17 protein-coding genes and 4 tRNA genes are annotated in these 21,108 nt (G+C 55.4%); all 21 read right to left on the bottom strand.

Annotated elements, in window-relative coordinates:
• Nucleotides 1-64: 64 nt before the first annotated feature.
• Nucleotides 65-376 (bottom strand): 30S ribosomal protein S10, encoded by a 312-nt coding sequence (rpsJ, locus tag AC4IHP_RS11170; protein ID WP_003186070.1) that lies wholly within the window; start codon nt 374-376, stop codon nt 65-67.
• Between the two features lie 154 nt (nt 377-530).
• On the bottom strand, nt 531-1,724 hold the full coding sequence (gene tuf, locus AC4IHP_RS11165; protein ID WP_064361246.1) for an elongation factor Tu: 1,194 nt from the start codon (nt 1,722-1,724) through the stop codon (nt 531-533).
• Nucleotides 1,725-1,755: 31 nt separating this feature from the next.
• Complete coding sequence (gene fusA / locus AC4IHP_RS11160; RefSeq protein WP_016772942.1) at nt 1,756-3,861, bottom strand: elongation factor G; 2,106 nt, start codon at nt 3,859-3,861, stop codon at nt 1,756-1,758.
• A gap of 30 nt (nt 3,862-3,891) precedes the next feature.
• Nucleotides 3,892-4,365 (bottom strand): 30S ribosomal protein S7, encoded by a 474-nt coding sequence (gene rpsG, locus AC4IHP_RS11155; protein WP_016772941.1) that lies wholly within the window; start codon nt 4,363-4,365, stop codon nt 3,892-3,894.
• 107 nt (nt 4,366-4,472) lie between these two features.
• On the bottom strand, nt 4,473-4,844 hold the full coding sequence (gene rpsL, locus AC4IHP_RS11150) for a 30S ribosomal protein S12 (protein WP_003186084.1): 372 nt from the start codon (nt 4,842-4,844) through the stop codon (nt 4,473-4,475).
• 216 nt (nt 4,845-5,060) lie between these two features.
• On the bottom strand, nt 5,061-9,260 hold the full coding sequence (rpoC, locus tag AC4IHP_RS11145; protein WP_071173747.1) for a DNA-directed RNA polymerase subunit beta': 4,200 nt from the start codon (nt 9,258-9,260) through the stop codon (nt 5,061-5,063).
• Nucleotides 9,261-9,324: 64 nt separating this feature from the next.
• Complete coding sequence (gene rpoB, locus AC4IHP_RS11140; protein ID WP_016772939.1) at nt 9,325-13,398, bottom strand: DNA-directed RNA polymerase subunit beta; 4,074 nt, start codon at nt 13,396-13,398, stop codon at nt 9,325-9,327.
• 220 nt (nt 13,399-13,618) lie between these two features.
• Nucleotides 13,619-13,984, bottom strand: a complete 366-nt coding sequence (rplL, locus tag AC4IHP_RS11135; protein ID WP_007962228.1) for a 50S ribosomal protein L7/L12 — start codon at nt 13,982-13,984, stop codon at nt 13,619-13,621.
• 73 nt (nt 13,985-14,057) lie between these two features.
• Entirely contained in the window at nt 14,058-14,558 is a 501-nt protein-coding gene (gene rplJ / locus AC4IHP_RS11130) for a 50S ribosomal protein L10 (RefSeq protein WP_008081912.1), read from the bottom strand.
• A 198-nt stretch (nt 14,559-14,756) separates the two neighbouring features.
• On the bottom strand, nt 14,757-15,452 hold the full coding sequence (gene rplA / locus AC4IHP_RS11125) for a 50S ribosomal protein L1 (protein WP_024014523.1): 696 nt from the start codon (nt 15,450-15,452) through the stop codon (nt 14,757-14,759).
• On the bottom strand, nt 15,452-15,883 hold the full coding sequence (gene rplK / locus AC4IHP_RS11120) for a 50S ribosomal protein L11 (protein ID WP_003176435.1): 432 nt from the start codon (nt 15,881-15,883) through the stop codon (nt 15,452-15,454). Before rplK ends, rplA begins: the two co-directional genes overlap by 1 nt.
• Before the next feature lie 118 nt (nt 15,884-16,001).
• Complete coding sequence (gene nusG / locus AC4IHP_RS11115; protein ID WP_007957598.1) at nt 16,002-16,535, bottom strand: transcription termination/antitermination protein NusG; 534 nt, start codon at nt 16,533-16,535, stop codon at nt 16,002-16,004.
• Nucleotides 16,536-16,544: 9 nt separating this feature from the next.
• Complete coding sequence (gene secE / locus AC4IHP_RS11110; protein WP_016772937.1) at nt 16,545-16,913, bottom strand: preprotein translocase subunit SecE; 369 nt, start codon at nt 16,911-16,913, stop codon at nt 16,545-16,547.
• 45 nt (nt 16,914-16,958) lie between these two features.
• Nucleotides 16,959-17,034 (bottom strand) — tRNA-Trp (locus AC4IHP_RS11105).
• A gap of 53 nt (nt 17,035-17,087) precedes the next feature.
• The gene (gene tuf, locus AC4IHP_RS11100) at nt 17,088-18,281 is read right to left on the bottom strand and encodes an elongation factor Tu (protein ID WP_064361246.1); all 1,194 of its coding nucleotides are present in this window, start codon (nt 18,279-18,281) and stop codon (nt 17,088-17,090) included.
• Nucleotides 18,282-18,366: 85 nt separating this feature from the next.
• Nucleotides 18,367-18,442: transfer RNA gene (locus tag AC4IHP_RS11095), tRNA-Thr, on the bottom strand.
• Nucleotides 18,443-18,468: 26 nt separating this feature from the next.
• Nucleotides 18,469-18,542 (bottom strand) — tRNA-Gly (locus AC4IHP_RS11090).
• A gap of 25 nt (nt 18,543-18,567) precedes the next feature.
• Nucleotides 18,568-18,652: transfer RNA gene (locus AC4IHP_RS11085), tRNA-Tyr, on the bottom strand.
• Between the two features lie 142 nt (nt 18,653-18,794).
• Complete coding sequence (locus AC4IHP_RS11080; protein ID WP_460121805.1) at nt 18,795-19,226, bottom strand: hypothetical protein; 432 nt, start codon at nt 19,224-19,226, stop codon at nt 18,795-18,797.
• A gap of 7 nt (nt 19,227-19,233) precedes the next feature.
• Nucleotides 19,234-19,986 (bottom strand): pantothenate kinase, encoded by a 753-nt coding sequence (locus AC4IHP_RS11075; protein WP_460121807.1) that lies wholly within the window; start codon nt 19,984-19,986, stop codon nt 19,234-19,236.
• On the bottom strand, nt 19,976-20,929 hold the full coding sequence (gene birA, locus AC4IHP_RS11070; RefSeq protein ID WP_490831704.1) for a bifunctional biotin--[acetyl-CoA-carboxylase] ligase/biotin operon repressor BirA: 954 nt from the start codon (nt 20,927-20,929) through the stop codon (nt 19,976-19,978). Before birA ends, AC4IHP_RS11075 begins: the two co-directional genes overlap by 11 nt.
• Nucleotides 20,930-21,108 lie beyond the last annotated feature (179 nt).

Raw genomic sequence — 21,108 nt, 5'->3', positions numbered from 1 at the left:
GTGTACGGGGCTTTCACCCGCTATGGCCGCCCATTTCAGAGCGTTACACGACCAAGACCGAGTCTTAGCCGAGGCTGATCTGCACTTCCACACCGGCCGCAAGATCAAGCTTCATCAGCGCATCAACGGTTTTATCCGTTGGCTGGACGATGTCCAGAACACGCTTATGAGTGCGGATCTCGTACTGGTCACGCGCGTCTTTGTTGACGTGCGGGGAAACCAGAACGGTGAACCGCTCTTTACGGGTAGGCAGTGGAATTGGACCACGCACTTGAGCACCAGTACGTTTCGCGGTTTCCACGATTTCCTGGGTTGATTGGTCGATCAGGCGATGGTCAAAAGCCTTTAACCTGATACGGATTTGCTGATTTTGCATTGGATTTCAGACTCCGGCTGCTATTCCCACCGGGCGCAATACGCCCGTTAAAAGGAGGCGCAATTCTATAGACGCCCCCGATAGGTGTCAACCCAATAAAAAAGCCCCCGCTGAGCGGGGGCTTTTTCAATCCATCAAGCTGACTTTAAAAGTCTTACTCGATGATTTTGGCTACGACGCCGGCGCCGACGGTACGACCGCCTTCACGGATAGCGAAACGCAGACCATCTTCCATCGCGATGGTTTTGATCAGGGTAACAGTCATCTGAATGTTGTCACCTGGCATTACCATTTCAACGCCTTCTGGCAGCTCGCAGTTACCAGTCACGTCAGTAGTACGGAAGTAGAACTGTGGACGGTAGCCTTTGAAGAACGGAGTATGACGGCCGCCTTCTTCCTTGCTCAGAACGTAAACTTCTGCGGTGAACTTGGTGTGCGGCTTGACCGAACCTGGCTTGACCAGAACCTGGCCACGCTCAACGTCGTCACGCTTGGTACCACGCAGCAGAACGCCGCAGTTCTCGCCAGCACGACCTTCGTCGAGCAGCTTGCGGAACATTTCAACACCGGTGCAAGTAGTAACGGTGGTGTCACGCAGACCAACGATTTCCAGCGGATCCTGAACGCGAACGATACCGCGCTCGATACGACCAGTCACAACAGTACCGCGACCCGAGATCGAGAATACGTCTTCGATTGGCATCAGGAATGGCTTGTCGATCATACGAACTGGTTCTGGGATGTAGGCATCCAGAGTTTCAACCAGTTTCTTGACGGCAGTGGTGCCCATCTCGTTGTCGTCTTTGCCTTCCAGCGCCATACGAGCCGAACCGATGATGATCGGAGTGTCGTCGCCCGGGAAGTCGTAAGTCGACAGCAGGTCACGAACTTCCATCTCAACCAGTTCCAGCAGCTCAGCGTCGTCTACCAGGTCAGCCTTGTTCAGGAAGACCACGATGTACGGAACGCCAACCTGACGGGACAGCAGGATGTGCTCACGGGTTTGTGGCATCGGACCATCAGCGGCCGAGCAAACCAGGATAGCGCCGTCCATTTGAGCAGCACCGGTGATCATGTTCTTCACGTAGTCAGCGTGACCTGGGCAGTCAACGTGAGCGTAGTGACGGATCTTCGAGTTGTACTCAACGTGCGCGGTGTTGATGGTGATACCGCGAGCTTTTTCTTCTGGTGCGCTGTCGATCTTGTCGAAGTCAACGATTGCAGAACCGAAAACTTCGGAGCAAACGCGAGTCAGAGCAGCAGTCAGAGTGGTTTTACCGTGGTCAACGTGACCAATGGTGCCAACGTTGACGTGCGGTAGGGAACGATCAAATTTTTCTTTAGCCACGACAATTAACTCCTAGCCTAAAGGGGCTGAATCAGCCTTGTTTTTTGGTTACGGATTCGACGATGTGCGACGGAGCCGTATCGTATTTTTTGAATTCCATAGAGTAGCTTGCGCGACCCTGGGACATGGAACGAACGTCGGTTGCATAACCGAACATCTCACCCAGTGGAACCTCGGCACGGATAACCTTGCCGGACACTGTGTCTTCCATACCCTGGATCATGCCGCGACGACGGTTAAGGTCGCCCATCACATCACCCATATAGTCTTCAGGCGTAACAACCTCTACCGCCATGATCGGCTCGAGCAACTCACCACCGCCCTTCTGGGCCAGTTGCTTGGTCGCCATGGAAGCAGCCACCTTGAACGCCATCTCGTTGGAGTCGACGTCGTGGTAAGAACCATCGAACACGGTAGCCTTCAGGCCGATCAGCGGATAGCCGGCAACAACGCCGTTCTTCATCTGCTCTTCGATACCCTTCTGGATAGCCGGGATGTATTCCTTAGGAACCACACCACCTACAACTTCGTTCACGAATTGCAGACCTTCCTGACCTTCGTCAGCAGGCGCAAAACGGATCCAGCAGTGACCGAACTGGCCGCGACCACCGGACTGACGAACGAACTTGCCTTCGATTTCACAGTTCTTCGTGATGCGCTCACGATACGAAACCTGAGGCTTGCCGATGTTGGCTTCGACGTTGAACTCACGGCGCATCCGGTCAACCAGGATGTCCAGGTGCAGCTCGCCCATGCCGGAGATGATCGTCTGACCAGTCTCTTCATCAGTTTTAACGCGGAAAGACGGGTCTTCCTGAGCCAGTTTGCCCAGAGCGATACCCATTTTTTCCTGGTCATCCTTGGTCTTAGGCTCTACGGCAACCGAAATAACCGGCTCCGGGAAGTCCATGCGAACCAGGATGATTGGCTTGTCAGCGTTGCAGAGGGTTTCACCAGTGGTGACGTCCTTCATGCCGATCAGGGCCGCGATGTCGCCAGCGCGCACTTCCTTGATCTCTTCACGGGCGTTCGCATGCATTTGCACCATACGACCCACGCGCTCTTTCTTGCCTTTGACCGAGTTGATCACGCCGTCGCCGGAGTTCAACACGCCCGAGTAAACGCGGACGAAGGTCAGAGTACCCACGAATGGGTCGGTAGCGATCTTGAACGCCAGAGCCGCGAAAGGCTCGTTGTCGTCTGCATGACGCTCCATCTCTTCTTCCTCGTTATCAGGGTTGGAACCCTTGATAGCAGGAATGTCGGTCGGAGCAGGCAGGTAGTCGATAACGGCGTCGAGAACCAGGGGAACGCCCTTGTTCTTGAACGAAGAACCGCAAACGGCCAGAACGATTTCGCCGGCGATAGTACGCTGACGCAAAGCAGCCTTGATCTCTTCGATCGACAGCTCTTCGCCTTCCAGGTACTTGTTCATCAGCTCTTCGTTGGCTTCGGCAGCAGCCTCAACCATGTTGTTGCGCCACTCTTCGGCCAGCTCTTGGAGCTCGGCAGGAATGTCCTTGCGAACAGGGACCATACCTTTGTCGGAGTCGTTCCAGTAGACAGCTTGCATGTTGATCAGATCGATCTGACCCTGGAAGTTGTCTTCGGAACCGATGGCCAACTGGATCGGCACCGGAGTGTGACCCAGACGCTGCTTGATCTGACCGATCACGCGCAGGAAGTTGGCGCCGGCACGGTCCATCTTGTTTACGTAAACAAGACGTGGAACGCCGTATTTGTTGGCTTGACGCCATACGGTTTCCGACTGCGGCTCAACACCCGAAGTACCGCAGAACACAACGACAGCGCCGTCGAGTACGCGCAGGGAACGCTCAACTTCAATAGTGAAGTCTACGTGGCCTGGGGTATCGATTACGTTGAAACGGTGCTCGTGAGAGTACTGCTTCTCGGAACCTTTCCAGAAGGCGGTAATGGCAGCAGAAGTAATGGTGATACCACGCTCCTGCTCCTGAACCATCCAGTCTGTGGTCGCGGCGCCATCATGCACCTCGCCCATTTTGTGACTTTTGCCGGTGTAAAACAGTACGCGCTCGGTGGTGGTGGTTTTACCAGCATCCACGTGAGCGACGATACCGATGTTACGGTAGCGGCTAATCGGAGTAGTACGAGCCATAAAGCCCTCGCAAAATTAGTGAAGCTAAAATTAGAAGCGGTAGTGCGAGAAAGCTTTGTTAGCTTCGGCCATACGGTGCACGTCTTCACGCTTCTTAACAGCAGCACCTTTACCTTCAGCAGCATCCAGCAGTTCGCCAGCCAAACGCAGAGCCATAGACTTCTCGCCGCGCTTACGGGCGAAGTCTACCAACCAGCGCATTGCCAGAGCGTTACGACGGGAAGGACGAACCTCGACCGGAACCTGGTAAGTAGCACCACCAACGCGGCGCGACTTCACTTCGACCAGCGGAGCGATGGCGTCGAGTGCTTTTTCGAAGAGTTCCAGGGGATCGGTGCCAGCCTTACGGGCCGCAACGGTTTCCAGGGCACCATAAACGATACGCTCGGCAACGGCTTTCTTGCCGCTTTCCATAACGTGGTTCATGAATTTGGCGAGGATCTGGCTTCCGTATTTCGGATCGTCCAGAATCTCACGCTTTGCTGCTACGCGACGTCTTGGCATGATAAGCCCTCAAGCGGTCTTCAGGTTAGCTCGGGACAGATCCAGAGGATGCGTGCCCGACCTTACTCTTATCGACTCAATAAAATAAAAATCTGCAAAACGGCCGATTACTTCGGACGCTTGGTACCGTACTTCGAACGACCCTGGTTACGGCCTTTAACGCCGGAAGTATCCAAGGAGCCGCGAACGGTGTGGTAACGAACACCTGGCAAGTCTTTTACACGACCGCCGCGGATCAGTACCACGCTGTGCTCTTGCAGGTTGTGGCCTTCACCACCGATGTACGAGGAAACCTCGAAACCGTTGGTCAGACGCACACGGCATACTTTACGCAGTGCCGAGTTAGGTTTTTTCGGCGTGGTGGTGTACACACGGGTGCACACGCCACGACGTTGCGGGCAGTTCTGCAGCGCAGGTACGTCGGATTTCTCGACGATACGCTTACGCGGCTGACGTACCAGCTGGTTGATAGTTGCCATCTACTAGCTCCACTGTTGTCTTGCGACGCTATTGTCTTGCAAGAAAAGCAAAATGGCAGGAACGAATTCCCGCCAAATTTAGGGGATCAAGAGTCTAAAGAGGATCTTGATTCCAGTCAAGGCAAGGCCCCGACCTCCCCGCCCATCGAACCTTGACTTGATGTCTCGATTCGACGAACGGAGCGATCAGGGCCTCACGCTCGTTTATCGCAGAACTCAGTTACCGCTCGAGTTCAGCGCTTCGGTCAGTGCAGCTTCCACTTCACTGGCGCTTACGCGCAACGGCTTGTCGGCATCACGGCGACGCTTGCGCTCGCTGTGATAGGCAAGACCGGTACCGGCCGGGATCAGACGACCCACGACTACGTTTTCTTTCAGGCCGCGCAGGTAATCGCGCTTGCCGGTGACTGCCGCCTCGGTCAGTACGCGGGTGGTTTCCTGGAAGGAAGCCGCCGAGATGAACGATTCGGTGGACAACGACGCCTTGGTAATACCCAGCAGAACGCGAGTGAACTTGGAGACAAACTTGTCTTCCGCGCCCAGACGCTCGTTTTCTACCAGTACGTGAGTCAGTTCCATCTGGTCGCCCTTGATGAAGCTGGAATCGCCGGACTCGGAGATCTCAACTTTACGCAGCATCTGACGCAGGATGGTCTCGATGTGCTTGTCGTTGATCTTCACGCCTTGCAGACGATAAACGTCCTGGATCTCGTTGACGATGTACTTGGCCAGCGCGCTTACACCCAGCAGACGCAGGATGTCGTGCGGATCGCTTGGGCCGTCGGAGATAACTTCGCCGCGGTTTACCTGTTCGCCTTCGAAGACGTTCAGGTGACGCCACTTCGGAATCAGCTCTTCGTACGGATCGCTACCGTCGTTCGGGGTAATGACCAGACGGCGCTTGCCCTTGGTCTCTTTACCGAACGCGATGGTGCCGCTGACTTCAGCCAGAATCGACGCTTCTTTCGGACGACGGGCTTCGAACAGGTCGGCAACACGCGGCAGACCACCGGTGATGTCACGGGTCTTCGAAGTTTCCTGCGGGATACGAGCGATAACGTCACCGATCGCAATCTTCGCACCGTCAGCCACACCGACCAGGGCGTTGGCTGGCAGGAAGTACTGAGCGATAACGTCAGTGCCTGGCAGCAACAGATCCTTGCCGTTGTCGTCGACCATCTTCACTGCAGGACGAATTTCTTTGCCCGCTGCAGGACGATCTTTCGCGTCGAGTACTTCAATGTTGGTCATACCGGTCAATTCGTCAGTCTGACGCTTGATCGTGATGCCTTCTTCCATGCCCACGTAGGTCACGGTACCTTTCATTTCGGTAACGATCGGGTGAGTGTGCGGATCCCACTTGGCCACGATTGCGCCAGCGTCGACCTTGTCACCTTCCTTAACCGAAATCACAGCACCGTACGGCAGCTTGTAACGCTCGCGCTCACGACCGAAGTCGTCCGCGATTGCCAGCTCACCGGAACGGGACACAGCAACCAGGTGGCCATCCACTCGCTCAACGTGCTTCAGGTTGTGCAGACGGACGGTACCGCCATTCTTCACCTGAACGCTGTCGGCTGCGGAAGTACGGCTTGCCGCACCACCGATGTGGAACGTACGCATGGTCAGCTGGGTACCCGGCTCACCGATGGACTGGGCAGCGATAACGCCGACCGCTTCACCGATGTTCACCTGGTGACCACGAGCCAGATCACGGCCATAGCACTTGGCGCAGATGCCGTAGCGGGTTTCGCAGCTGATCGGCGAACGCACGATCACTTCGTCGATGCTGTTCAGCTCGATGAATTCGACCCACTTCTCGTCAACCAGAGTGCCAGCAGGAACGATAACGTCCTCGGTACCCGGCTTGAACACGTCACGGGCAATCACACGACCCAATACGCGCTCACCCAACGGCTCTACAACGTCACCGCCTTCAATGTGCGGAGTCATCAGCAGACCGTGTTCGGTGCCGCAATCGATCTCGGTAACCACCAGATCCTGCGCCACGTCCACCAGACGACGAGTCAGGTAACCGGAGTTAGCGGTTTTCAACGCGGTATCCGCCAGACCTTTACGAGCACCGTGAGTCGAGATGAAGTACTGAAGTACGCTCAGACCTTCACGGAAGTTCGCCGTAATCGGCGTTTCAATGATGGAACCGTCCGGCTTGGCCATCAGACCACGCATACCGGCCAGCTGACGAATCTGTGCTGCGGAACCCCGCGCACCCGAGTCGGCCATCATGTACATCGAGTTGAAAGACTCTTGGTCGACTTCGTCGCCGTGACGGTCGATGACTTTCTCTTTCGAGAGGTTGGCCATCATCGCCTTGGAAACTTCGTCGTTCGCTTTCGACCAGAGGTCGATCACTTTGTTGTACTTCTCGCCCTGGGTTACCAGGCCGGAGGCGTACTGGCTCTCGATCTCTTTCACTTCGTCGGTGGCTGCACCGATGATGCGGGCTTTTTCATCCGGGATAACGAAGTCGTTAACACCGATGGAAACGCCGGAGATGGTCGAGTAAGCGAAACCGGTGTACATCAACTGGTCAGCGAAGATCACGGTCTCTTTCAGACCAACCACGCGATAGCACTGGTTGATCAGCTTGGAGATCGCCTTTTTCTTCATCGGCAGGTTGACGACATCGAACGACAGACCTTTTGGCACAACCTGGAACAGCAGCGCACGGCCGACAGTAGTGTCAACGATACGGGTACCGCTCACGCTGTTGCCGTCACGGTCGTTGACGGTTTCGTTGATACGAACCTTGACCTTGGCGTGCAGTGCGGCTTCGCCGGCACGGAACACACGGTCAACTTCCTGCAGATCCGCGAATACACGACCTTCGCCTTTGGCGTTGATCGCCTCACGGGTCATGTAGTACAGACCCAGTACAACGTCCTGCGACGGAACGATGATTGGCTCACCGTTGGCTGGCGACAGGATGTTGTTGGTCGACATCATCAACGCACGCGCTTCGAGCTGGGCTTCCAGCGTCAGCGGTACGTGCACGGCCATTTGGTCGCCGTCGAAGTCGGCGTTGTACGCGGCGCAGACCAGTGGGTGCAGCTGGATAGCCTTACCTTCGATCAGTACCGGTTCAAACGCCTGGATGCCCAGACGGTGAAGGGTCGGTGCACGGTTGAGAAGAACCGGGTGTTCGCGAATCACTTCGGCGAGAACGTCCCAAACCTCTGGCAGTTCGCGCTCGACCATTTTCTTGGCCGCTTTGATGGTGGTCGCCAGACCACGCATTTCCAGCTTGCCGAAAATGAACGGCTTGAACAGCTCGAGAGCCATCTTCTTCGGCAGACCGCACTGGTGCAGACGCAGGGTCGGGCCTACGGTAATTACCGAACGACCGGAGTAGTCAACACGCTTACCGAGCAAGTTCTGACGGAAACGGCCCTGCTTACCCTTGATCATGTCAGCCAGGGATTTCAGAGGACGCTTGTTGGAACCGGTGATAGCGCGGCCACGACGACCGTTGTCGAGCAGAGCATCGACAGCTTCCTGCAACATACGCTTTTCGTTGCGCACGATGATGTCCGGCGCGGACAGATCCAGCAGGCGCTTCAAACGGTTGTTACGGTTGATCACTCGACGATACAGATCGTTGAGGTCGGAGGTCGCGAAACGACCGCCATCCAGCGGGACCAGTGGACGCAGATCTGGCGGCAGAACCGGCAGAACGGTCAGCACCATCCACTCTGGCAGGTTGCCGGAACCCTGGAAGGCTTCCATCAACTTCAGACGCTTGGACAGCTTCTTGATCTTGGTTTCCGAGTTGGTTTGCGGAATCTCTTCGCGCAGACGGCCAATCTCATGCTCCAGGTCGATAGCGTGCAGCAGTTCACGGACAGCTTCAGCACCCATGCGGGCATCGAAATCGTCACCGAACTCTTCAAGCGCTTCGAAGTACTGCTCGTCGTTCAGCAGCTGACCTTTTTCAAGGGTGGTCATGCCTGGATCGATAACGACATAGCTCTCGAAGTAGAGAACGCGTTCGATATCACGCAGTGTCATGTCCATCAGCAGGCCGATACGCGACGGCAGCGATTTCAGGAACCAGATGTGGGCAACCGGCGAAGCCAGTTCGATGTGCGCCATGCGCTCACGACGAACCTTGGCCAGTGCAACTTCAACGCCGCACTTCTCGCAGATCACACCACGGTGCTTCAAGCGCTTGTACTTACCGCACAGGCACTCGTAATCCTTTACCGGGCCAAAGATCTTGGCGCAGAACAGGCCGTCACGCTCAGGTTTGAACGTACGGTAGTTGATGGTTTCCGGCTTTTTAACTTCACCGAACGACCACGAACGGATCATCTCCGGCGAGGCCAATCCGATACGGATGGCGTCGAACTCTTCGACTTGACCCTGGTTTTTCAGCAAATTCAGTAGGTCTTTCAAGGCCTTTCCTCCTGGCGGAGCAGAGAGCGGGCAATCCTGCCCCGCTCTCGATTCGCGTCACGTGTTATTCGGTTTCCAGATCGATATCGATGCCGAGGGAACGAATTTCCTTGATCAACACGTTGAAGGACTCGGGCATGCCCGGCTCCATACGGTGATCGCCATCCACGATGTTCTTGTACATCTTGGTACGGCCGTTCACATCGTCCGACTTCACTGTGAGCATTTCTTGCAGAGTGTAAGCAGCACCGTATGCTTCCAGTGCCCAGACCTCCATCTCCCCGAAACGCTGACCACCGAACTGCGCCTTACCACCCAGCGGCTGCTGGGTAACCAGGCTGTAAGAACCGGTAGAACGCGCGTGCATCTTGTCGTCTACCAAGTGGTTCAGCTTCAGCATGTACATGTAGCCAACGGTAACTGGACGCTCGAACTTGTTGCCGGTACGGCCGTCGGTCAGCTGCATCTGGCCGCTTTCCGGCAGGTCTGCCAGTTTCAGCATGGCCTTGATTTCGCTTTCCTTGGCACCGTCGAACACTGGAGTGGCCATTGGAACGCCGCCACGCAGGTTGTTCGCCAGATCGAGGATTTCCTGATCGGAGAAGCTGTCCAGATCTTCGTTACGACCGCCGATCTGGTTGTAGATCTCGTCCAGGAAGGTGCGCAGTTCAGCGACTTTACGCTGCTCTTCGACCATCCGGTTGATCTTCTCGCCCAGACCTTTGGCCGCGAGGCCCAGGTGGGTTTCGAGGATCTGACCAACGTTCATACGCGAAGGTACGCCCAGCGGGTTGAGGACCACGTCGACCGGGGTGCCATTGGCATCGTGCGGCATGTCTTCAACCGGCATGATCACGGAGACCACACCCTTGTTACCGTGACGACCGGCCATCTTGTCGCCCGGCTGGATGCGGCGACGGATTGCCAGGTAAACCTTGACGATTTTCAGCACGCCTGGAGCCAGGTCATCGCCCTGCTGCAGTTTGCGCTTCTTGTCTTCGAACTTGTCGTCCAGCAGACGGCGACGATCAACGATGTAGGCCTGAGCCTTCTCGAGCTGCTCGTTCAGAGCATCTTCAGCCATGCGCAGTTTGAACCACTGGCCGTGCTCAAGACCGTCGAGTACTTCGTCGGTGATGTCCTGACCTTTCTTCAGGCCGGCGCCGCCTTCGGCCTTGTGGCCTACCAGTGCGGAACGCAGACGCTCGAAAGTCGCGCCTTCAACGATGCGGAACTCTTCGTTCAGATCCTTGCGGATCTCGTCCAGCTGGGACTTCTCGATCGACAGTGCACGAGCATCACGCTCAACGCCGTCACGGGTGAAGACCTGTACGTCGATGACAGTACCTTTGGTGCCGGTTGGCACGCGCAGGGAAGTGTCTTTAACGTCACTGGCTTTTTCACCGAAGATTGCACGCAGCAGTTTTTCTTCCGGAGTCAGTTGGGTCTCGCCTTTCGGAGTGACCTTACCCACCAGGATGTCGCCTGCGCCTACTTCAGCACCTACGTAAACGATACCGGCTTCGTCCAGCTTGTTCAGTGCAGCTTCACCCACGTTCGGGATGTCCGCAGTGATTTCCTCTGGGCCAAGCTTGGTGTCACGGGCCACACAGGTCAGTTCCTGAATGTGGATCGTGGTGAAACGGTCTTCCTGAACCACACGCTCGGACAGGCAGATGGAGTCTTCGAAGTTGAAGCCGTTCCATGCCATGAACGCGATGCGCATGTTCTGACCCAGTGCCAGTTCACCCATGTCGGTGGACGGGCCGTCGGCCATGATGTCGCTACGCTGAACGCGATCGCCTTTACGCACCAGCGGACGCTGGTTGATGCAGGTGTTCTGGTTCGAGCGGGTGTACTTGGTCAGGTTGTAGATGTCGACACCGGCTTCACCGGTTTCAACTTCGTCATCGGCAACACGAACCACGATACGGCTGGCATCGACGGAATCGATCACGCCACCACGACGAGCCACGACGCAAACGCCGGAGTCACGGGCTACGTTACGCTCCATGCCGGTACCTACCAGCGGCTTGTCAGCGCGCAGAGTCGGTACAGCCTGACGCTGCATGTTCGAACCCATCAACGCACGGTTGGCGTCGTCGTGCTCGAGGAACGGAATCAGCGACGCTGCAACCGAGACAACCTGCTTCGGCGAAACGTCCATCAGGGTGACGTCTTCCGGCGCCTTGACGGTGAATTCGTTCAGGTGACGCACGGCAACCAGTTCGTCGATCAGAACTTTCTGCTCGTTCATGGTCGCCGAAGCCTGAGCGATCACGTGATCGGCTTCTTCAATAGCGGACAGGAACACGATCTCGTCGGTGACCACACCCTCTTTCACCACGCGGTACGGGCTTTCCAGGAAGCCGTACTGGTTGGTGCGAGCGTACGCAGCCAGGGAGTTGATCAGACCGATGTTCGGACCTTCCGGCGTTTCAATCGGGCAGACACGACCGTAGTGAGTCGGGTGTACGTCACGGACTTCAAAGCCTGCGCGCTCACGAGTCAGACCGCCAGGGCCGAGTGCAGAGACACGACGCTTGTGGGTGATCTCGGACAGCGGGTTGTTCTGGTCCATGAACTGCGACAGCTGGCTGGAACCGAAGAACTCTTTCACCGCCGCAGCCACGGGCTTGGCGTTGATCAGGTCTTGCGGCATCAGGCCTTCGCTTTCAGCCATCGACAGACGCTCTTTGACCGCACGCTCAACACGTACCAGGCCAACGCGGAACTGGTTTTCGGCCATTTCGCCTACGCAGCGAACACGACGGTTACCCAGGTGGTCGATGTCATCGACGATGCCTTTACCGTTACGGATGTCGACCAGAGTCTTCAGTACCGCGACGATATCTTCCTTGCACAGCACACCCGAACCTTCGATCTCGGTACGACCGATACGACGGTTGAACTTCATCCGGCCGACCGCAGACAGGTCATAACGCTCAGGGCTGAAGAACAGGTTGTTGAACAGGGTTTCGGCAGCGTCTTTGGTTGGCGGCTCGCCTGGACGCATCATGCGATAGATCTCGACCAGCGCTTCCAATTGGTTGCTGGTGGAGTCGATCTTCAGCGTGTCGGAGACGAACGGACCGCAGTCGATGTCGTTGGTGTACAGGGTCTCGATGCGAACGACCTGAGCCTTGGCGATTTTTGCCAGGACTTCAGTGTTCAGCTCGGTGTTGCATTCGGCCAGGATTTCGCCGGTAGCCGGGTGCACGATAGCCTTGGCGGTGGTGCGGCCGAGGACGTAGTCCAGTGGCACATCCAGCGTCTTGATACCGGCTTTTTCGATCTGGTTGATGTGGCGCGCGGTAATACGGCGGCCTTGCTCAACGATGACCTTGCCCTTCTCGTCCTGGATGTCCAGAACCGCAACTTCACCACGCAGGCGCGATGGCACCAGTTCCAGGCTGAGGGTTTCGCCGCTCAGGTGGAAGACGTTGGTGGTGTAGAACGCGTCCAGCACTTCTTCGGTGGTGTAACCGAGCGCGCGCAGCAGTACCGAGGCCGGCAGCTTGCGACGACGGTCGATACGCACGAAGACGCAATCTTTCGGGTCGAATTCGAAGTCCAGCCACGAACCGCGGTAAGGAATGATGCGAGCCGAGTACAGCAGTTTGCCGGAGCTGTGCGTCTTGCCGCGGTCGTGGTCGAAGAACACGCCCGGGGAACGGTGCAGCTGGGAAACGATAACACGCTCGGTACCGTTGATTACGAAGGTACCGTTTTCAGTCATCAGGGGGATTTCACCCATGTAGACTTCTTGCTCTTTGATGTCCTTGATCGCTTTGTTCGACGATTCTTTGTCGAAAATGATCAGGCGCACTTTTACCCGCAAAGGTACGGCGAAAGTTACACCGCGCAATACGCATTCTTTGACATCAAATGCCGGTTCGCCCAGGCGATAACCGACGTACTCCAGCGCAGCATTGCCGGAGTAGCTGATGATCGGGAAAACGGATTTGAAGGCCGCATGCAGGCCCACGTCGCGGAACTGATCTTTAGTCGCTCCCGCTTGCAAGAATTCACGATACGAATCCAGCTGGATGGCCAGGAGGTAAGGCACATCCATGACGTCCGGCAACTTGCTAAAGTCCTTGCGGATACGTTTTTTCTCAGTATATGAGTAAGCCATCAGCGTTCCCCAGCTTGGTCACCTGCTTGTTTGGCCCCTCCCGACGGGAGCAGCCAGAAAATCGTGCAAACCCCATGGTTTGCGCCACCGCATCGGGTGGTACAGCGCCTTTACCGGCACCGACCCAGTCGGCTGCCAATAACGGAAAAAGGCCGGTGGCAAGAGCCACCAGCCATCAGCCTGTCGCTTGACGCTCGGGCTGGAGGAGCAAAGTCGATGCTTACTTCAGCTCGACTTTAGCGCCTGCTTCTTCCAGCTTCTTCTTGGCGTCTTCAGCCGCTTCTTTCGAAACGCCTTCAGCTACAACCTGAGGAGCGCCGTCTACTTTCTCTTTGGCTTCTTTCAGGCCCAGACCGGTCAGTTCACGAACTGCCTTGATCACGTTAACCTTCTTCTCGCCAGCTTCCAGCAGAACAACGTTGAACTCGGTTTGCTCTTCAACAGCAGCAGCAGCTACAGCTGGGCCAGCCGAAGCGGCAGCAGCGGTAACACCGAAGGTTTCTTCCATCGCTTTGATCAGCTCAACGATTTCCACTACGGATTTCTGGCCGATTGCTTCGATGATTTGTTCGTTAGTCAGAGACATGACTCAATTCCTGAATTGGGGGACGGCCTACGCGACCATCGAAATAAACAAAAAACGCGAGAAGTGACGAGCCTTAGGCTGCGGCAGCTTCTTTCTGGTCGCGAATTGCCGCCAGAGTACGAGCCAATTTGCTGGTAGCGCCTTGAATCACGCTCATCAGCTGGGAAATTGCTTCGTCACGGGTCGGCAGGGTTGCCAGTACGTCGATCTGATTAGCTGCGAGGAACTTGCCCTCGAACGCAGCTGCCTTGATCTCGAACTTGTCCTGACCCTTGGCAAACTCTTTGAAGATACGGGCTGCAGCGCCCGGATGTTCGTTCGAAAATGCAATCAGGGTCGGGCCGGTGAACACGTCGTTGAGGACACTGTATTGAGTGTCAGCAACAGCGCGCTTGAGCAGGGTGTTACGTACAACACGTACGTAAACGCCAGCTTCACGAGCCTCTTTACGGAGTCCGGTCATTGCGCCTACTGTTACGCCACGTGCATCAACCACGACAGCGGACAGAGCGACTTTGGCAGCCTCGTTGACTTCAGCGACGATGGCCTTCTTGTCTTCGAGATTAATTGCCACGGGTTTAACTCCTGCTTGTTACCGTTTCATTCGATCGGAACCGAATGTCGTTTTGGTGTCTGATTCGGTAAGGAACCGGGAGCACCATCTGCGTAGGCTTGAGGTTTAAGGCTTGCGCCGCCTACGGTCTTGGATAGCCCCCGCCAGGCAGGGACCCCAATCTTTCAATTGGCGCGGCAATCCGCGCCAACCTTTGTCTTAAGCGTCGAGCGAGCTCTGATCGATAACCAGACCTGGGCCCATAGTGGTGCTCAGGGTAACGCGCTTGACGTAAATGCCTTTCGAGGAAGCTGGCTTGATACGCTTCAGATCAGCGATCAGGGCTTCAACGTTTTCCTTCAGCTTGACGGCGTCGAAGCCGATCTTGCCAACGGAAGTGTGGATGATGCCGTTTTTGTCGGTGCGATAACGAACCTGACCAGCCTTGGCGTTCTTGACCGCGTTGGCTACGTCTGGAGTTACGGTGCCGACTTTCGGGTTAGGCATCAGGCCACGTGGACCGAGGATCTGACCCAACTGACCAACAACGCGCATGGCATCGGGGGATGCGATCACTACGTCATAGTTCAGGTCGCCGCCTTTCATTTCGGCAGCCAGGTCGTCCATACCTACACGGTCAGCGCCGGCAGCCAGAGCGGCCTCAGCAGCTGGACCCTGGGTGAACACAGCAACGCGAACGGTCTTGCCAGTGCCGTGTGGCAGCACAGTAGCGCTACGAACAACCTGGTCGGATTTACGCGGGTCTACACCCAGGTTTACAGCAACGTCGAACGACTCGCTGAACTTGACAGTCGACAGCTCGGCCAGCAGAGCAGCGGCGTCTACAATGTTGTAGGCCTTGCCTGCTTCGATTTTGCCGGCGATAGCCTTTTGACGCTTGGTCAGCTTAGCCATTACACACCCTCCACGTTAAGGCCCATGCTACGAGCAGAACCGGCGATAGTACGCACGGCTGCATCCATATCAGCTGCAGTCAGATCCGCGTTTTTGGTTTTCGCGATTTCTTCCAGCTGAGCACGGGTAACGGTGCCAACCTTAACGGTGTTCGGACGAGCGGAACCGCTGGTCAGACCGGCCGCCTTCTTCAGCAGAACCGAAGCAGGGGTGGATTTGGTTTCGAAAGTGAAGCTACGGTCGCTGTAGACAGTGATGATCACTGGAGTCGGCAGACCTGGCTCAAGACCCTGAGTACGGGCGTTGAAAGCCTTGCAGAATTCCATGATGTTCACGCCGTGCTGACCCAGAGCAGGACCAACCGGTGGACTTGGGTTAGCCTGAGCGGCCTTCACTTGCAGCTTGATGTAAGCGGTAATCTTCTTGGCCATGAGGCACTCCAATTACGGGTTCGAACGCCTCGAAAGGCTCCCCGGTTACTTGCGCGTTTATCCCAGTGACGACAAAACCCCACAGCCTAAGGCTGCGGGGTTGGGATTGCTTGCCCAGTTAGACCTTCTCGACCTGACTGAACTCGAGCTCCACCGGAGTAGAGCGACCGAAAATGAGCACCGCCACTTGGATCCGGCTCTTTTCGTAGTTAACTTCTTCCACAACGCCATTGAAATCAGCGAATGGACCGTCGTTGACACGTACCGTCTCACCTGGCTCGAACAACGTCTTCGGCTTAGGCTTGTCGCTACCATCAGCAACGCGACGCAGAATTGCTTCTGCCTCTTTATCAGTAATTGGCGCAGGCTTGTCGGCAGTACCGCCGATGAAACCCATCACCCGAGGAGTATCCTTGACCAAGTGCCAGGTACCCTCGTTCATATCCATCTGGACCAGCACATAGCCCGGGAAGAACTTACGCTCGCTTTTGCGCTTCTGGCCGTTACGCATTTCAACCACTTCTTCAGTGGGAACCAGAATCTCGCCGAAGCCATCTTCCATGCCAGCCAGCTTTACGCGCTCGATCAGCGAGCGCATCACATGCTTCTCGTAACCCGAGTAAGCATGCACAACATACCAACGCTTAGCCACGGGACACCCTTAGCCGACAATCAAGGAAACAAGCCAGCCGAGCAGGGAATCAAGACCCCACAACAGCAACGCCATAACCAGAACAACAGCCACGACAATCAGCGTGGTCTGCGTGGTTTCTTGGCGAGTTGGCCAAACGACTTTACGAATCTCGGTGCGAGCTTCCTTAACCAGTACAAAGAAAGACTTGCCCTTCGCGGTCTGCAGGCCTACAAAGGCAGCTACAGCAGCAATGGCAAGCAAAGCGAGTACACGGTACAGGATCGGCGAAGCAGCGTAATACTGATTGCCAACAACGCCAACAACCACCAAAGCGACTACTACAAGCCACTTGAGCAGATCGAAGCGAGAGCCTTGAGCTTCAGCTTTAGGAGTCATCTATGAAGATCCTGTGAAAAGAAAGCCAGATACACCGAGTGAATCTGGCAGGTCAGGAGGGAATCGAACCCCCAACCTACGGTTTTGGAGACCGTCGCTCTGCCAATTGAGCTACTGACCTAAAACAAAATCAGGCCGACCATTATGCCGGCCCGAAAAATACATTACAACCGCTTATTCGATGATTTTAGCTACGACGCCGGCGCCAACGGTACGACCGCCTTCACGGATAGCGAAACGCAGACCATCTTCCATCGCGATGGTTTTGATCAGGGTAACAGTCATCTGAATGTTGTCACCTGGCATTACCATTTCAACGCCTTCTGGCAGCTCGCAGTTACCAGTCACGTCAGTAGTACGGAAGTAGAACTGTGGACGGTAGCCTTTGAAGAACGGAGTATGACGGCCGCCTTCTTCCTTGCTCAGAACGTAAACTTCTGCGGTGAACTTGGTGTGCGGCTTGACCGAACCTGGCTTGACCAGAACCTGGCCACGCTCAACGTCGTCACGCTTGGTACCACGCAGCAGAACGCCGCAGTTCTCGCCAGCACGACCTTCGTCGAGCAGCTTGCGGAACATTTCAACACCGGTGCAAGTAGTAACGGTGGTGTCACGCAGACCAACGATTTCCAGCGGATCCTGAACGCGAACGATACCGCGCTCGATACGACCAGTCACAACAGTACCGCGACCCGAGATCGAGAATACGTCTTCGATTGGCATCAGGAATGGCTTGTCGATCATACGAACTGGTTCTGGGATGTAGGCATCCAGAGTTTCAACCAGTTTCTTGACGGCAGTGGTGCCCATCTCGTTGTCGTCTTTGCCTTCCAGCGCCATACGAGCCGAACCGATGATGATCGGAGTGTCGTCGCCCGGGAAGTCGTAAGTCGACAGCAGGTCACGAACTTCCATCTCAACCAGTTCCAGCAGCTCAGCGTCGTCTACCAGGTCAGCCTTGTTCAGGAAGACCACGATGTACGGAACGCCAACCTGACGGGACAGCAGGATGTGCTCACGGGTTTGTGGCATCGGACCATCAGCGGCCGAGCAAACCAGGATAGCGCCGTCCATTTGAGCAGCACCGGTGATCATGTTCTTCACGTAGTCAGCGTGACCTGGGCAGTCAACGTGAGCGTAGTGACGGATCTTCGAGTTGTACTCAACGTGCGCGGTGTTGATGGTGATACCGCGAGCTTTTTCTTCTGGTGCGCTGTCGATCTTGTCGAAGTCAACGATTGCAGAACCGAAAACTTCGGAGCAAACGCGAGTCAGAGCAGCAGTCAGAGTGGTTTTACCGTGGTCAACGTGACCAATGGTCCCAACGTTGACGTGGGGCAGGGAACGATCAAATTTTTCCTTAGCCATCGATATCACCCTCTACAGAAGAAATTAGACAAACAATATCAACCATTAAAACAAAGGCAGATATTTTCATATCTGCCCTGTTATATGGAGCTCTTGAGCGGATTTGAACCGCTGACCTCACCCTTACCAAGGGTGTGCTCTACCAACTGAGCTACAAGAGCAAAACCCTTTGCACAACCTGCAAACTTGGAGCGGGTAGCGGGAATCGAACCCGCATCATCAGCTTGGAAGGCTGAGGTTCTACCACTAAACTATACCCGCGGAGCCTGCAGCTCACGCTTAAATCTGGTGGAGGGAGAAGGATTCGAACCTTCGAAGTCGTAGACGTCAGATTTACAGTCTGATCCCTTTGGCCGCTCGGGAACCCCTCCTAATCAGGCCGGCATTCTATATCATGCCAAGACCCTGTCAAGCATTTTCTCATTTAAAAACCTGAGGTTAGCTGCGTTGACACGCTCTACATTGAAATCCGGTTATGGTCTTCGCTGTGGAGCGGGCGCCATTCTATTCAAACTATTCAGCAGGTGCAACCCCTTCGCACAGCATTATTTTATGTTTTAACTCATTGAATTCCTTGGAAAGGTTTTGCAACTGTGGATCGCCCAACAAACGCTGGCCGTCCGGCGCAACTGCCAGCCAGTAACCGCTTCCGGCAGCATCTTTCGGCACGGATTGCACATTGACCCTCATCGCCCCAAGACGCTGCTGCAACTTGGCAATTGAATCCTCATCAGAAAATCCACCAAGAAACAGGCACTGTTGACGCGCAGCACCCTCCGCCCTGCGCCCATCACCGGCTGTTTCACTAAGCAAACGAATATCCTGCTGCGAACCGCGATACAGGTTCAGAGGCGTTACATCTTTGGCTCGCAAGGGCGCTTCCTGCTGATGCCAGACATAATAAAAAACATTGAGAACTACGAGGAGCAGGAACAACCAACGCATATGAACCTCAGGACAACGGACACGCCATGGCCAAGCCGACGAAAACAAGATCGGGTACAACCCGAGCATCAGGCACGACGCCACCAACCAGCTCGGCATCCCCCCCCGTAATGAAAACCACGTAGTTTTCGCCCCAATATGCTTGAGCGAGTTCTAATTGAGTGAGGACGAAGCCTCTCAACATCAGCGAACACCCGCGCTCCACCGCCTCTGCGGTCGTCCGCCCCGGCACATGACTAGAGAGCGCGCGCTCCGCCGCCTGATCCCCGTAGCGAATTTTACGAGTATGAGTGCGCAACTGGTTTCGCATCAAAGGCATACCAGGACAGATGAACCCACCGAGATGCTCACCGTCAGCCGCAACAAAATCAGCAGTGACTGCTGTACCGAAGTCGAGAATCAGGCACGAATTGCCGGCAGCCAGGTGAAAGCCCCCAAGCATCGCTAGCCAGCGATCAAGCCCTAGACGCTCATAATCCTCGTAGCCGTTATGAACACCGGACATCATGCGAGCGGATTTCGCACATACGACAGGAATAGCGAACTCACGCTCAATAAGCTCGATTAACGCGCCTGTTTCCTCATCAGTCCTGACGCTGACCAAACGACAGCTGCGCAGTGATAGCGAATTTATGATCCGCAGGCTCTCAATCAAAGCCAGATTGGAATCTACAACCCCTTCAGAGACCACTTCGCTCGCCAAGTCATCCAGCACGCGCCACTTTATAAAGCTGTTGCCGCAGTCAAGCTCAAGAATCATCACGCAACCTCAGGCTGAGCTCTCCGCCACTAAAGACCTGTTCAACACCATCTACCATCAAGCGCAACCCGCCCTGATTATCAATGCCGAGCACAACCCCGTCGATATGACTGTTACCCGCAATCAATGATACGGAGCGACCCTGCCACAGATGATTTTCCGCCCATTCTGCTTGCAAACTAGCGAATCCATTGGCTTGGTGCCTATGGATGTAGGTGTTCAGTTGATTGCTAAGCTCAACCACCAAATCGTTGCGATCACAGGCCTGCCCAGACTCAAGCCTTATGGAAGTCCACTGCTGGTCGACCTCATGCGCAACCTGCATATTCACATTGATTCCTATACCCAGCACTACATGACAGACATCTGCCGGATCTCCGACGAGCTCGAGTAGGATACCGGCAATCTTCTTGTTTCCCACCAAGACATCATTGGGCCACTTCAGGCCGACGTTCGACACCCCCGCGCTTCGCAAGGTCTGCATAACGGCCAAGCCAACAACAAGGCTCAGCCCTTCAAGCTGGCGCATTCCGCCTTCGATACGGAGTACAAGGCTGTAATAAAGGTTTTCGGCAAATGGGCTTACCCATTTACGGCCTCGACGACCACGGCCTGCCAATTGTCGCTCCGCAAGCACCAAAAACGGCGCGGGGGCGCCCTCACTGATGGAGCGCAGAGCTTCGGCATTTGTCGAATCGACAGAATCGAACACACGCACAGACCATTGAGAGACCTTCCTGGTTATTTCAAGAGGATCAAGGAGCGTCAGAGGCGCCGACAATTGATATCCGCGACCACGAACTTTATGGATCGACAGGCCAAGCTCAGCTTCAAGCTGTTGTAGCTGCTTCCATACAGCACTTCGGCTAACTCCCAGGGCAACGCCCAGGTCCTGTCCGGAATGGAATCGTCCATCCTTCAGTAGATTCAACAACGTCAGCATGCAGATATCGCCTCACAATGAGGCCCGCATAATAGCCATGCCCCGGGCCGTTGCATAGAAATCAAGCGGACACATTTCTCGCAGGCAAAACAAAACCCCAACTGCTTTCGCAATTGGGGTTTCGGAATTTAATCTTGACGATGACCTACTCTCACATGGGGAAACCCCACACTACCATC

The sequence above is a fragment of the Pseudomonas sp. UF-293 genome, assembly GCF_058245595.1.
The sequence above is the reverse complement of the archived record's forward strand: the minus strand, read 5'-3'. Positions and strand labels throughout refer to the sequence as shown.